Annotated in this window: 9 protein-coding genes; 5 read left to right on the forward strand and 4 right to left on the reverse strand. The window is 68.8% G+C overall.

All coding sequences use genetic code 11. The features are described from left to right. Positions 1-2619, reverse strand: a 2619-nt coding sequence (locus tag AC1DOC_RS03170; protein ID WP_478129392.1) for a transglutaminase family protein, incomplete at its 3' end; no start/stop codon positions are given. Positions 2620-2759: 140 nt separating this feature from the next. Between AC1DOC_RS03170 and AC1DOC_RS03175 the strand changes: the two genes are divergently transcribed. The 3 genes from AC1DOC_RS03175 (at position 2760) to AC1DOC_RS03185 (ending at position 7769) form a co-directional block, all read left to right on the forward strand. Continuing rightward, a complete protein-coding gene (locus tag AC1DOC_RS03175) occupies positions 2760-5216 on the forward strand; it encodes a DNA internalization-related competence protein ComEC/Rec2 (protein WP_478079882.1) in 2457 nt (818 codons plus the stop codon). 91 nt (positions 5217-5307) lie between these two features. After that, the gene (locus AC1DOC_RS03180; protein ID WP_012748500.1) at positions 5308-6801 is read left to right on the forward strand and encodes a circularly permuted type 2 ATP-grasp protein; all 1494 of its coding nucleotides are present in this window, start codon (positions 5308-5310) and stop codon (positions 6799-6801) included. Between the two features lie 11 nt (positions 6802-6812). Beyond that, the gene (locus AC1DOC_RS03185; RefSeq protein ID WP_478129393.1) at positions 6813-7769 is read left to right on the forward strand and encodes an alpha-E domain-containing protein; all 957 of its coding nucleotides are present in this window, start codon (positions 6813-6815) and stop codon (positions 7767-7769) included. Positions 7770-7793: 24 nt separating this feature from the next. On the opposite strand, the gene AC1DOC_RS03190 is transcribed toward AC1DOC_RS03185, so the two are convergent. Beyond that, positions 7794-9638: a phosphoethanolamine transferase gene (locus AC1DOC_RS03190; RefSeq protein WP_478129394.1), complete on the reverse strand. Its 1845-nt coding sequence runs from the start codon at positions 9636-9638 to the stop codon at positions 7794-7796. A 35-nt stretch (positions 9639-9673) separates the two neighbouring features. Between AC1DOC_RS03190 and AC1DOC_RS03195 the strand changes: the two genes are divergently transcribed. After that, complete coding sequence (locus AC1DOC_RS03195) at positions 9674-10135, forward strand: SH3 domain-containing protein (RefSeq protein ID WP_478079885.1); 462 nt, start codon at positions 9674-9676, stop codon at positions 10133-10135. Positions 10136-10155: 20 nt separating this feature from the next. Here the strand turns inward: AC1DOC_RS03195 and glpK are convergent, their stop codons facing one another. Continuing rightward, positions 10156-11649 (reverse strand): glycerol kinase GlpK, encoded by a 1494-nt coding sequence (gene glpK / locus AC1DOC_RS03200; protein ID WP_478079887.1) that lies wholly within the window; start codon positions 11647-11649, stop codon positions 10156-10158. A 348-nt stretch (positions 11650-11997) separates the two neighbouring features. Continuing rightward, positions 11998-12765, reverse strand: a complete 768-nt coding sequence (locus tag AC1DOC_RS03205) for a DeoR/GlpR family DNA-binding transcription regulator (RefSeq protein WP_012748495.1) — start codon at positions 12763-12765, stop codon at positions 11998-12000. 121 nt (positions 12766-12886) lie between these two features. Here AC1DOC_RS03205 and glpD point away from each other — a divergent pair. Next, positions 12887-13832: glycerol-3-phosphate dehydrogenase (glpD, locus tag AC1DOC_RS03210; RefSeq protein ID WP_478129395.1), on the forward strand; the 946-nt coding region annotated here is incomplete at its 3' end.

Consider the following 13832-nt stretch of genomic DNA (forward strand, 5'->3'; position numbering starts at 1 on the left):
GGCCGGCATGTTCTGGCCGTGGACCTCGCGGCTCCTGGCGATTTCCTTCAGGGCAATTTCGAGTTCGTAGACCTGGTCGTTGCGCGCCTCGTCCACGCGCGGCGCCTGGCTGGTCGGGCCGATGAACATGCCCGAGAACAGGTAGCTCAGCGAAGGGTGGTTGTGCCAGTAGAGCAAGAGGCTCGCGAGCAGCTCGGGCCGGCGCAGGAACGGGCTGTCCGCCGGCGTGGCGCCGCCCATCACGAAGTGGTTGCCGCCGCCGGTGCCGGTGTGGCGCCCGTCGGTCATGAACTTCTCGGCCGAGAGGCGGGTCTCGAACGCGGCGTTGTAGAGGAACTCGGTGTGGGCGACCAGTTCCTTCCAGTTGTGGGCCGGATGGATGTTGACTTCGATCACGCCCGGGTCGGGCGTGACGGCCAGCATCTTCAGGCGCGGRTCGCGYGGCGGCGGATAGCCTTCCATCACGATGCGCATRCCGAGCTGCTGCGCGGTGGCTTCGACGGCCGCGACCAGGTCCAGGTAGTCCTCCAGGCGCGCGAGCGGCGGCATGAAGACATAGAGCACGCCCGAGGCGCTGCCCTTTTTCTCGGCCGCGGGGCCATTGGCGCGGCGCGGATCGCGCACTTCGACGCACAGCGCGGTGCGCGTGACCCAGTGGGCCGATTCGCCGCGCACCGGCTGGCGCGTGGACGGCGTGGCGGAAGAACGGGTGGCTGCGGCTGCGTCGTCGGCTGCGGTGGCATCGCCGCTCGCGGCCGTGCCTGCGGCGGCTGCCTCGCCCGGCGCCTGCATGCGCAGGGCCGCAGGCACCACCGGCGGCGCACCGAAGGCATAGGGTACGGCGCCCAGGTCGGCGCCCGCTGCGCCGCCGGCCGGCACGGCATAGCGCGCGCGGTAGTCGGCCGAACTCGGCAGCGCGGCGCGCGGCGCGGTGGGGTCGCGCTCGACCAAGTAGGGGTAGTCGCCCTTGCTGGCCCAGGGCTGCGAATCGAGCGGCAGGCGGTAGCCCATCGGCGAATCGCCCGGGATCAGGTAGAGCCGGTCGTCGCGCAGGAACCAGGGGCCGGTCTTCCAGCCCGGGCCTTCGAGCGCGGGCGCGTCGGCATCGGCGTTGGCGGGTTCCAGCGGCAGCATGTAGCCGATGACCGCGTCGAGCTTCTGCGTGAACACGCGGCGCAGGCGAACGCGCTCGAGCTCGTCGTCGAGCTTCGACTCGAAGGGGTCGACGTTGACCGGCAGGCGGCGTTCGCGCCAGAGGTAGTAGTAGACGTCTTCGTAGCCGGGCTGGACGTAGCGTTCGGTGATGCCGAGCTTGTGCGCCAGCACGGTGGTGAAGCGGCGCGCGTCTTCGCTCGTGTAGTGCGTGGGCACGCGCTCGTCGGCGAAGAGTTCGGGGTCGTGCCAGAGCGTCTGGCCGTCGGCGCGCCAGAAGATCGACAGCGCCCAGCGCGGCAATTGCTCGCCCGGGTACCACTTGCCCTGGCCGAAGTGCAGGAAGCCGCCCTGGCCGTATTCGGCGCGCAGCTTGTGCACGAGCTCGGTGGCATAGCCGCGCTTGGTGGGGCCGAGCGCATCGGTGTTCCACTCGGGCGCGTCGCGGTCGCTGGTGGCCACGTAGGTGGGCTCGCCGCCCATCGTGAGGCGCACGTCGCCGGCTTTCAGCCGCGCATCGACCGCGTCGCCGAGCGCGAGCACCTCGGCCCACTGCTCCTCGGTGTAGGGCTTGGTCACGCGCGGCGATTCGTAGATGCGCGTGACCTTCATCTCATGGCCGAAGTCGACCTCGGCTTCGTCCACCCCGCCTTCGATGGGCGCGGCGCTCGAAGGCGTGGGCGTGCAGGCGAGCGGGATGTGGCCTTCGCCGGCCAAAAGGCCCGAGGTGGCATCCAGGCCGATCCAGCCCGCGCCGGGCAGGAAGACCTCGCACCAGGCGTGCAGGTCGGTGAAGTCGACCGTGGTGCCGCTCGGGCCGTCGAGCGCCTTGACGTCGGGCGTGAGCTGGATCAGGTAGCCCGAGACGAAGCGCGCCGCCAGGCCGCAATGGCGCAGCAGCTGCACCAGCAGCCAGCCCGAGTCGCGGCAGGAGCCGCTGCCGCTGGTGAGCGTTTCTTCCGGCGTCTGCACGCCGGGCTCCATGCGGATCAGGTAGTTGACGTCCTGCTGCACCTGCTGGTTGAGGCCGACCAGGAAGTCGATGGTGCGCTGTTCCTTGCGCTCGATCTTGTCGAGGTAAGCCGCCAGCAGCGGCGTGGCTTCTTCTGTGACGAGATAGGGCGCGAGTTCCTCGGCCTGCGAGGCGGTGTACTTGAACGGGAAGTTCTCAGCCTGCGGTTCGAGGAAGAAGTCGAAGGGGTTGTAGACCGCCATCTCGACGACCAGGTCGACCGTGACCTTGAATTCGCGCGTCTTCTCGGGAAACACGAGCCGCGCCTGGTAGTTGGCGAACGGGTCCTGCATCCAGTTGACGAAGTGCTCGGCCGGCTCGACCTGCAGCGAATACGAGATGACGTTGCTGCGGCAGTGCGGCGCGGGGCGCAAGCGCACGACCTGCGGGCCCAACTGCACCAGGCGGTCGTATTTGTAGTGGGTGACGTGGTGGAGTGCGGCGTGAATGGACATGCGTTTTGTGTGCAGTACTGCGAGATTGCATCGAAAAGATGTCTCTTGTGAGACGCATACTAGCCCAGAAGCAAAGCAATTAACGCGCCACTGAGCGCGAGCATGGGGGGGGTTTGCATCATGTGTTCTGGAGTTGGCCGGTGAGGCCGGCACGCGCTTCGGCGGGCGCCGCGGCGGCGTCGTGGGCCTTTGCTGCGCTGGGCGGATCGCTGCTCGGCGCGGCCTTGCAACTGCAGCAGCCGCGGCTGTGGAGCGCGGGTGCCTATGCGGCGCTGCTCTTCGCGGGCCTTGCGGGGCTGGCGGCACTGTCGCGCCGATGGCGATGGCACCTTCGCATGCCAGCAGGGCTTGCGATGGCCCTTGCGCTGGCCTGCGGTGCGCTTGCCGCCGGCGGGCTCGCGGGCTGGCGCGCGGCGGTCTACGCAGCGGGCGCGCTCGACCCGGCCCTCGAAGGCCGCGACCTGCAGGTGGTGGGCGTGGTCGCGCAGATGCCCCAGCGCAACGAGGGCGGCACGCGCTTTCGGCTCGATGTGGAGTCGGCGCGCTGGGCGGATGGGCGCGCCGGGGCTGCGCCACGCGTTCCGGCGCGCATCGCGCTCGGCTGGTACCGCGAGGACAGCTCTCTCTGGGGGCGCGCGACGGAAGGCCGAGCCACGGCCGGCGACGCGGCCGCGCTGCATGCGGGCGAGCGCTGGCGCCTCACGGTGCGGCTCAAGGCGTCGCACGGCAATCTCAATCCGCACGGCTTCGACAGCGAACTGTGGCTCTGGGAGCAGGGCGTGCATGCCAGCGGCTATGTGCGAACCGGCGCCCGCGATGCCGCGCCGGCACACCTGCAATCCACATGGCTGCATCCGATCGAGCGTGCGCGGGAGGCGGTGCGCGATGCGGTGTTCGAGCGCGTGGCCGACGCGCGGCAGGCCGGCGTCATCGCCGCACTCGTGACCGGCGACCAGGGCGCCATCGACCGCAGCGACTGGGATGTGTTCCGCGCCACCGGCGTGGCCCACCTGATGTCGATCTCGGGGCTGCACATCACCATGTTCGCCTGGCTTGCCGCGCATGCGGTGGGTGCGCTGTGGCGGCGCAGCGGCCGGCTGATGCTTCGCGTTCCCGCGCCGCAGGCCGCGCTGGCCGGCGGCGTGCTGCTGGCCGGGCTCTATGCGCTTTTCAGCGGCTGGGGCGTGCCTTCGCAGCGCACGGTGTGGATGCTCGCGACCGCGGCGCTGCTGCGGCTCACGGGGCGGCGCTGGCCATGGCCCCATGTCTGGCTGCTGATCGCGGCGGTGGTGGTGGCCGTCGACCCGTGGGCGCTGATGCAGGCCGGCTTCTGGCTCAGCTTCGTGGCGGTCGGCATCCTGTTCGCGACCGGCTTCATGCGGCCGGCCGAGGAGGCGGCGGGCCGGTCGGCCCGGCTGCTGGCCTTCTTCCGCGAGCAGTGGGTGATCACGCTGGCGCTGACGCCATTGAGCCTGCTGCTTTTCCAGCAGGTGTCGGTGGTGGGGCTGCTGGCCAATGCGGTGGCGATCCCCTGGGTCACGCTGGTGGTCACGCCGCTGGCGATGCTGGGGGCCGTGGCGCCGCCGCTATGGGAGCTTGCCGCCTGGGCCGTGCAGGCGCTGGCCCTGCTGCTGCGCTGGCTGGCCGCACTGCCGTACGCCACGCTCTCGATGGCGGCGCCGCCCGTGTGGATGGCGGCCTGCGGCGTGGCGGGCGGCGTTCTGCTTGCGATGCGGCTGCCGTGGTCGCTGCGCACGCTGGGCCTGCCGCTCCTCTTGCCGGTGCTGCTCTGGCACGCGCCCCGGCCGGCCGCGGGGCAGTTCGAGCTGCTGGCCGCGGACATCGGGCAGGGCAACGCGATCCTCGTGCGCACCGCAACGCACAGCCTGCTGTACGACGCGGGTCCGCGCTACAGCCTCGAGAGCGACGCCGGCCACCGCGTGCTCGTGCCGCTGCTGCGCGCCTTCGACGAGCGGCTGGACATGCTGGTGCTGAGCCACCGCGACAGCGACCACACCGGCGGCGCGCCCGCGGTGCTCGCGATGCAGCCGCAGGCGGCGCTGTTGAGCTCGATCGAGGCCACGCACCCGCTGCAGTCGGTGCGCCCGGCCCGGCGCTGCGAGGCGGGGCAGCGCTGGAGCTGGGACGGCGTGGATTTCGAGATCCTCCATCCGGCAGCGGGCGACTACCTGTCGTTCACCAAGCCCAATGCCATTTCTTGCGTGCTGCGCATCGCCAACGGCGGCGCCACGGTGCTGCTGGCCGGCGACATCGAGCGCCTGCAGGAGGCGGCGCTGGTGTCGCGCGCGGCCGACCTGCGCGCCGACGTGCTGCTCGCGCCGCACCACGGCAGCAAGAGCTCGTCGAGCGCCGCGTTCCTCGAGGCGGTGCGCCCGCGCATCGCGCTGGTCCAGGCGGGCTACCGCAACCGTTTCGGCCATCCGGCCCCGGAAGTGGTCGAGCGCTATGCCGCGCAGGGCGTGAAGCTGGTCGAGAGCGTGCCTTGCGGCGCCGTGCTGTGGCGCAGCCGGGAACCGGGCGAAGTCGGCTGCGAACGGGAGCGCAATGCCCGGTATTGGCACCACCGCCTGCCGTGAAAGCGGGCGGCGGCGCGGTGTTTCGCCTCAACATAGGGCTTTCACTGGCCTCGAACTTGCTAAGCTATGGCTCAAGGAGATTGGTCGTTCCATGCACAAATTCGACGAGATGTATGAGCAGTTGCCCTATGCGGGGGCTGCAATCCGACAGCACTACAAGCGCTACGACCAATGGCTTGCGAAGCAACCCGGCGAGGTGATGCGATCGCGGCGCGAAGAGGCGGAAATGATCTTCCGCCGGGTCGGCATCACCTTTGCGGTGTACGGCGCCAAGGACGAGGACGGTTCCGGCACCGAGCGGCTCATACCGTTCGACCTGCTGCCGCGCATCATTCCGGCCCACGAGTGGGAGAGCATGGAAAAGGGGCTGGTGCAGCGCGTGACGGCGCTCAACCGCTTCCTGCATGACGTCTACCACGACCAGGAAATCATCAAGGCCGGCATCATTCCGGCCGAGCAGATCCTGAACAACGCGCAGTTCCGCCCCGAGATGATGGGCGTCAACGTGCCGCACAACGTGTACTCCAACATCTCGGGCATCGACATCGTGCGCGCCCCCGATGCCCAGGGCAACGGCGAGTACTACGTGCTCGAGGACAACCTGCGCGTGCCCAGCGGCGTGAGCTACATGCTGGAGAACCGCAAGATGATGATGCGGCTCTTCCCCGAGCTGTTCAACCAGAACCGCATCGCGCCCGTGGCGCACTACCCCGACCTGCTGCTGGAGACGCTGCGCGCCAGCGCGCCGCCCGCCACGGCCGAGCCCACGGTGGTGGTGCTCACGCCCGGCATGTACAACAGCGCCTACTTCGAGCACGCCTTCCTCGCCCAGCAGATGGGCGTGGAACTGGTCGAGGGGCAGGACCTGTTCGTGAAGGACAACTTCGTCTACATGCGCACCACGCGCGGGCCGCGGCGCGTGGACGTGATCTACCGCCGCGTCGACGACGACTTCCTCGACCCGGAGGTCTTCCGCCCCACCTCCACGCTCGGCTGCGCGGGCCTGATGCGCGCCTACCGCGAAGGCAACGTCGTCATCTGCAATGCGGTGGGCACCGGCGTGGCCGACGACAAGTCGATCTACCCCTACGTGCCCAAGATGGTCGAGTTCTACCTCGGCGAAAAGCCGATCCTGAAGAACGTGCCCACCTACATGTGCCGCAACAAGGACGAACTGCAGTACACGCTCGACAACATGAAGGACCTGGTCGTGAAGGAGGTGCACGGCGCCGGCGGCTACGGCATGCTGATCGGCCCGGCCGCCACGCAGGCCGAGATCGAGGACTTCAAGAAGGCCGTCATCGCCAAGCCCGATGGCTACATCGCGCAGCCCACGCTGAGCCTGTCGACATCGCCGACCTTCGTCGATGCCGGCATTGCGCCGCGCCACATCGACCTGCGCCCCTTCGTGCTTTCGGGCAGCGAGGTGCAGATGGTGCCCGGCGGCCTCACGCGCGTGGCGCTCAAGGAGGGCTCGCTGGTGGTCAATTCATCGCAGGGCGGCGGCACCAAGGACACCTGGATCCTCGAAGCCGACCGCGCGCCCAGGCCCAACAAGGCGGCACAGTCGCAAAGCCAATCGTAGGAGCACAAAAGATGCTGTCACGCACCGCCGATCACCTTTACTGGATGTCCCGCTACACCGAGCGCGCGGAGAACACCGCCCGCATGCTCGACGTCAACTACCAGACCTCGCTGCTGCCCCAGTCGGCCGAAGTGGCCAAGTACGGCTGGCAGGGCGTGCTGTCCATCAGCGAGCTGCTGCCCTCGTACAACAAGAAGTACGAGCAGATCACGCCGCACGACGTGATGGAGTTCATGGTCAAGGACGAGAGCAATCCGTCTTCCATCCTTTCCTGCCTCAAGGCCGCGCGCGAGAACGCGCGGGCGGTTCGCGGCGCACTCACCACCGAAGCCTGGGAAACCCAGAACACCACCTGGCTCGAGGTCAACCGCATGCTGCGCGCCGGCGATTTCGAGCGCGACCCGGCCCAGTTCTTCGAATGGGTCAAGTTCCGCTCGCACCTGTCGCGTGGCGTCACGCTCGGCACCATGCTGCAGGACGAGGCGTTCTACTTCTCGCGCCTTGGCACCTTTCTGGAGCGCGCCGACAACACCGCGCGGCTGSTSGACGTSAAGTTCCACGCACTCAACAGCGAGTTCTTCGGCACCGCCACGGAAGAAGACCAGGAGTACGACTTCTATCACTGGAGCGCGATCCTGCGCAGCGTCTCGGCCTTCGAGGTGTACCGCAAGGTGTACCGCGACGTGATCAAGCCCGAGCGCGTGGCCGAGCTGCTCATTCTTCGCGCCGACATGCCGCGTTCGCTGCATGCGAGCCTGGTCGAAGTGGTGAACAACCTCGCCAAGGTGCAGAACGAGCAGAGCGCCGAAACCCAGCGCCGCGCCGGCAAGCTGCTGGCCGACCTGCAGTACGCGCGCGTCGATGAAATCCTTGCGACCGGGCTGCATGCCTACCTCACGCAGTTCCTCGACCGGGTGAACGAGCTCGGCGGGCGCATCAGCCAGGACTTCCTGGTTCCGGCGCACTGAGCAGGCAGCCCCGGCGGCCCTTCGTCAGCGCGAGAACGACTCGACGGCCACCGGGATCTTCGGAGGCTGCCAGCGGTAGGCCGGGTCCAGCACGTTGCGCTCGGGCACCTGGCCGCGCCACTGGATCTTGAGCAGGTCCATCAGCGTCCAGGCCGTCCAGTCGGCGCGAAAGGGCTGCTGCTGCGCGGCGCCGTCCGGCAGCGGCTGCCGGTTGCGCCAGATCACCGCCGGAATGCGGTAGCCCGAAGCGGTCGAGGGGCTGTGGCCCGCACGGTCGCTGCCATGGCCCACTTCCTGGCCGTGGTCCGACAGGTAGATCCAGGCGCGATAGTCATGCGGGTTGCCCGCGCTGCGCGTCTGCTGCAAAAGCTCGGACACCACGAAGTCGTGGTACAGCAGCGCGGCGTCGTACTCCTGCCGAAAGCGGCGCACCCAGGCCGACCGGCCGTTCTTCACCAGGCCGGTCTCGACCGCATCCACGTCGTCGTCGAAGGGATTGGCGTTCTCGGGAAAGCGCAGGCTGTAGTGCGGGTGCGCGCCCATCAGGTGCACCACGATCAGCTTGYGGTCGGTGCCCGCATCCTGCAGCGCCTCCTGCACGCAGTCGAGGATCTCGCCGTCCAGCGAGGCGCTGGCGCGGCCGGGCGTGCGGTTCACCATGTCCACCACATCGGCGAAGCGCGCATGCTGCTGCTCGATGGCCAGGTCGTCATGGTTGCTGATCCACCAGACCTTGTAGCCCGCGGCGCGTGCCAGCGCCAGCAGGTGCGGCGGGTTCTCGCCGTTCTCCGTGTGGGGCAAGCCGAAGTGGAACAGGTTGCGCAGCGCGGGCAGGGTGCTCGCATCCGCCGACCACGCGTGGCGCAGCACGGCCATCTGGTCGCCGGCCTGCGCCTTGTGCGCCAGCAGCCGCGGCGTGGTGGGACGGCCGTAGCCGTAGAGCGCCATGTTGTCGCGGTTGATGCTGTCGGTGATGACCAGCACCACCGTCGACGGGCCGGCCTCCAGCGGCACGGGCGCGATCGCCTTGGCCTGCGCCATCATGCGGTCGCGCACCTGCTGCTGGTCGGCCCATGCGGCGCGCAGCGCGTGGACCGAATGCGACCACTGGGACCAGAACAGCGCGGGATGCAGCCGGCGCCACGGCTTGCTCGCATAGGCCAGGCAGGCGAGAAGCAGCACCATGAGCACCAGCGACCTCGGCCAGAACGGAAGGCGCGGGCGCAGGCCCGGCGCCGCCGAAGCTGAAACCGCCGCCGCACCGCGCCGCACGAACATGCCCGCGAGCACCGCGGCCCCCGCCAGCGCCGCCGACCAGACGACGGCGGACCGCCAGTGCATCCTCAGGTATTCGGTGCTTTCGCGCACGCTGGTGTTGGCCGCGGCGCCCAGCACCATGGCGCCGTCAGGCGCGGCCTGGTAGGTGTCGAGCAGGTAGGCGCGCGCCACGCCGTCGAGCGCGAAGCCCATCACCCAGAGCCAGACGAGCGCCGCGCGCAGGCGCCGCAGCCGTGCGCTGCGCAGCGGCCACGCGAGCCACAGCACCATCGGCGCGGCGAGCACCGCGAGCTGCGCGATCCGCCGGCCGTCGTGGCCCAGCACGATGAATGCCAGCAGCGTGGCACCGACCGCGCCGCAGGCGAGCAGGGGGTGCGAGGCGTTCCGGACGGCGGACGCTTCGAAGTGGAGGGTGGTCAATCGTGCAAAGCCGGAGGACGAGAGGGCGGGCGCATTTTGCCCCGCGACGTGTGCGCTGCCTGCCAGTGTCCGGGCTGCAACGGGGTCTTTGCTGCGGCACTGCGGGATATCCCCCACGGAACTTATTGCGCCTCGCAGGCCCAGACGGGCTCGCCCGGCATCGCCGGACATCTTCGTGAAGCCCGATAGAAAGGAACCCTCCCTCCATGTTCAGATCCAGCCGACTGCCCGCGCTGCTGCTCGCATTCGTTCTCTCGTGGATGGCGCTGCCGTCCGCATTCGCCGCCGAGCGGCAGATGGTCAGTTCCGCGGCCAAGACCCTGAACATGCGCACCGGTCCGGGCCAGCGCTACGAAGCGCACTGGACCGTGGGCAAGGGCTACCCGTTCCGCGTCATCGGCCGCAAGGGCGATTGGCTGCGGGTCAGCGACTTCGAGAACGACAAGGCATGGGTCTACCGCCCGATGACCAGCAAGACGCCGCATCACGTGGTGAAGGCCAAGGTGGCCGTGCTGCGCAGGTCGCCGAGCACGCGCAGCCCGGTGGTGAAGCGGGCGGCCTATGGCGACGTGCTGCGCACGCTCGAGCGCCGAGGCGACTGGGTCAAGGTCCGGCACGAAGGCGGCGGCACCGGCTGGGTGGCGCGGCGCCTGGTGTGGGGCTGGTAGGCGGGAGCTGGTAGCAGGCCTCAGGTCGCCGTGGCCTGCCGCACCGCGCGCTCCCAGCGCGCCATCGATTCCTCGGCCTGCGCGCGGCCCATGGTCGGCATGAAGCGCCGCTCCACCTTCCACAGCTTCGAGAGCTGCCGCGCGTCGCTGTAGACGCCGGTCGACAGGCCCGCCAGGTACGCCGCGCCAAGCGCGGTGGTCTCGATCACTTCGGGCCGCACCACGGGAATGCCCAGCAGGTCGGCCTGGAACTGCATCAGCAGGTCGTTCACGCTAGCGCCGCCGTCCACGCGCAGTTCAGCGACGGGCGTGCCGCCGGCCGCCACCGCATCGCGGCTCATGGCCTGCAGCAGCGCGGCGCTCTGGTAGGCGATGCTCTCGAGCGCGGCGCGCGCGATGTGTGCCACCGTGGTCCCGCGCGTGAGGCCGGTGATGGTGCCGCGCGCATCGGCGTCCCAGTAGGGCGCGCCCAGGCCGGTGAAGGCCGGCACCATCATCACGCCGCCCGCATCGGGCACGCTTTCGGCGAGCGACTGCACTTCCGCGCTGCCCTTGATGGCCTTCAGGCCGTCGCGCAGCCACTGCACCACGGCGCCGCCGACGAACACGCTGCCTTCCATCGCGTACTGCGGCGTGGCGCTGGTCTGCGCGGCGCTGGTCACGAGCAGGCCGTTGTGCGAGGGCTGGAATTCGCCGCCGGTGTGCATCAGCAGGAAGCAGCCGGTGCCGTAGGTGTTCTTGGCCATGCCGGCCGCAAAGCAGGCCTGGCCGAAGAGGGCGCTCTGCTGGTCGCCGGCCACGCCGCCGATCGGGAGCGCGCGGCCGAGCAGGGCGGCGTCGGTGTCGGCAAAGTGCGAGCTCGACGGCTGCACGCTGGGCATGAGCGCCGCGGGAATGTCGAGCGCCTTGAGCAGGTCGGCATCCCATTCGTTGCGGTGCACGTTGAAGAGCATGGTGCGCGAGGCGTTGCTCACGTCGGTCACGTGCACCTTGCCGCCGGTGAGCTGCCACATGAGCCAGCTGTCAACGGTGCCGAAGGCGAGTTCGCCGCGCTCGGCCTGCGCGCGTGCGCCGGGCACGTTGTCGAGCAGCCAGCGCAGCTTGGTGCCGGAAAAATAGGCGTCGATGACGAGCCCGGTCTTCTCCTGGATGGTGGCGGCCATGCCCTGGTCGCGCAGCTGCGCGCACATCGGCTCGGCGCGCCGGTCCTGCCAGACGATGGCGTGGTGCACGGGCTGGCCGGTCTTGCGGTTCCACAGCAGGGTGGTCTCGCGCTGGTTGGTGATGCCGATGGCGTGGATGTCCGCGGGCTGGAGCTTGGCCCTGGCGAGCACGTCGCGCGCGGTGGCAAGCTGGCTGTACCAGATCTCCATCGGGTCGTGTTCGACCCAGCCGGGCCGCGGATAGATTTGCGTGAGCTCCTTCTGCGCGATGGCGACGATGCGGCCTTCGCGGTCGAACACGATGCTGCGGGAGCTGGAGGTGCCTTGGTCGAGGGCGAGCAGGTAGGTCATGGCGTGAATGGTCCTCGGGGTCATGTCATTTGTTCTGGGCGCTGCTGTTCAGGGCGTGTGCACAGATCACCGGGTACTCCCCTCCGCGAATGTCCCCCGGCCTGCGGCCTCCTCCTTTATTTCGCTGCGGGGAGCACCCGATGCTCTGTGCACCTGGGCACGCTGTCGGTTCGCGGCTGATCAACCACCGCGCTGAACAACGATCACGCTGATGGGGTGCCTTGCGCAGCGAAATCAAGGGGGAGGCCGCAGGCCGGAGGACATTCGCGGAGCAAGGTACCCCGTCGGCGGGAGCGCGCCCCGAACAATGCCCCACGCGACGAACAAAAGAACGAACTCTCATTTGACTCAATCGCGCGCAATCTCGAGCCGAACCTGCGCCGCATGCAGCAGATCGGCAAAAGGCGCCGGCGGCTCCGCGTCGGTGAAGAGGCGGTCGATCTGCGACAGCGTGCCCAGCTGGATCATCGCGGGCCGGTTGAACTTGCTCGCATCCGCGGCCAGCCACACCTCGCGTGCCTGCGCGATGATGGTCTGCGCCACCTTCACCTCGCGCAGGTCGAAGTCGCGCAGCGACCCGTCAGGCTCGATGCTCGACACGCCGATCAGCGCGATGTCCACCTTGAACTGGCGGATGAAATCGATCGTCGCCTCGCCCACGATCGCGCGGTCGCGCGGGCGCACCGAACCGCCCGCCACGATCACCTCGCACGAGGTGTTGCCGCTCAGGATCGTCGCCACGTTCAGGTTGTTGGTGATCACGCGCAGACCCGTGTGGCGCAGCAGCGCCTTGGCGATGGCCTCGGTTGTGGTGCCGATGTTGAGGATCAGCGAACAGTCGTTGGGCACCAGCTCGGCCACGCGCCGCGCGATGCGCGCCTTGCCTTCTGCATGCAGCGTTTCGCGCTGCTGGTAGCCGATGTTCTCGGTGGTGGAACTCGGCACGCGCACGCCGCCGTGAAAGCGCGTGAGCAACCCCTGGTCGGCCAGCCGCTGCACGTCGCGCCGCACCGTCTGCAGCGTGACGCCCAGCATGTCGGCCAGCTGTTCGACGGTGACCGAGCCGCGCGTGCGCACGGTATCGAGAAGATTGATCTGGCGCGGATTGGAGTTCACAGAGGCGTCGTGGAAAGCGTGAAGACTCTCCAGAGAGTACAGGCCGCGCCACTTTAAAACGAAAGAAAACGAATCCAACTAAGGGAAAACTCGGAGGAAAATCGCGCCAAAAGGAATCCAAATGAAAAGACGCGAAAATACAATGGCGCCCTTCCGTGACCAAAGTCATGAACCAACGGGCCCATCTTCTGTGAGCGATTTCTCCTCCAATCCGCCTTCGCCGGCAACCGATTGCGACGTGCTGATCGTCGGCGGCGGCATCAACGGCTGCGGCATTGCGCGCGACCTGGCCGGCCGGGGCTGGCGCGTGGTGCTGTGCGAGAAGGACGATCTCGCCTCACACACCTCGTCGTCCTCCACCAAGCTGATCCACGGCGGCCTGCGCTACCTGGAGTACTACGAGTTCTCGCTCGTGCGCAAGGCGCTGCAGGAGCGCGAAGTGCTGCTCAAGAGCGCGCCGCACATCATGTGGCCGCTGCGCTTCGTGATGCCGCACGACCCGTCGATGCGGCCGGCCTGGATGATCCGCATCGGGCTCTTCCTGTACGACCATCTCGCCAAACGCGAAGTGCTGCCGGGCTCGCGCAGCATCGACCTGCGCAGCCATGCGGCCGGCGCGCCGCTCAAGCCGCAGTTCAAGCGCGGCTTCGTCTATTCCGACGGCTGGGTCGACGATGCGCGGCTCGTGGTGCTCAACGCCGTCGATGCCAGGGCCCGCGGCGCCGAGGTGCTCACGCGCACCCGCTGCGTGCATGCGCAGCGCGACGCCGACGGCTGGACCGCCACGCTCGAGGCCGCGGACGGCGGCATCCGCGCGGTGCGCGCCCGCGCCGTGGTCAATGCCGCGGGGCCGTGGGCGGAATCGTTCCTGCGCGGCGTGGCGCAGTCGGCCAAGGGCGAGCCGCTGGCCACGCGGCACCTGCGGCTGGTCAAGGGCAGCCACATCGTGGTGCCGCGCCTGTTCGAACACGACCACGCCTACATCTTCCAGAACCCCGACAAGCGGATCATCTTCGCGATTCCCTACCAGGACGAGTTCACGCTGATCGGCACCACCGACATCGAGC

It is taken from the genome of Variovorax sp. 01T439_2, assembly GCF_056398445.1.

Excerpts from the sequence above, each read along its gene's own strand:
- AC1DOC_RS03180 (WP_012748500.1), top strand. The coding sequence starts at position 5,308 with ATGCACAAATTCGACGAGATGTATGAGCAGTTGCCCTATGCGGGGGCT.
- AC1DOC_RS03195 (WP_478079885.1), top strand. The coding sequence starts at position 9,674 with ATGTTCAGATCCAGCCGACTGCCCGCGCTGCTGCTCGCATTCGTTCTC.
- glpK (WP_478079887.1), bottom strand. The coding sequence starts at position 11,649 with ATGACCTACCTGCTCGCCCTCGACCAAGGCACCTCCAGCTCCCGCAGC.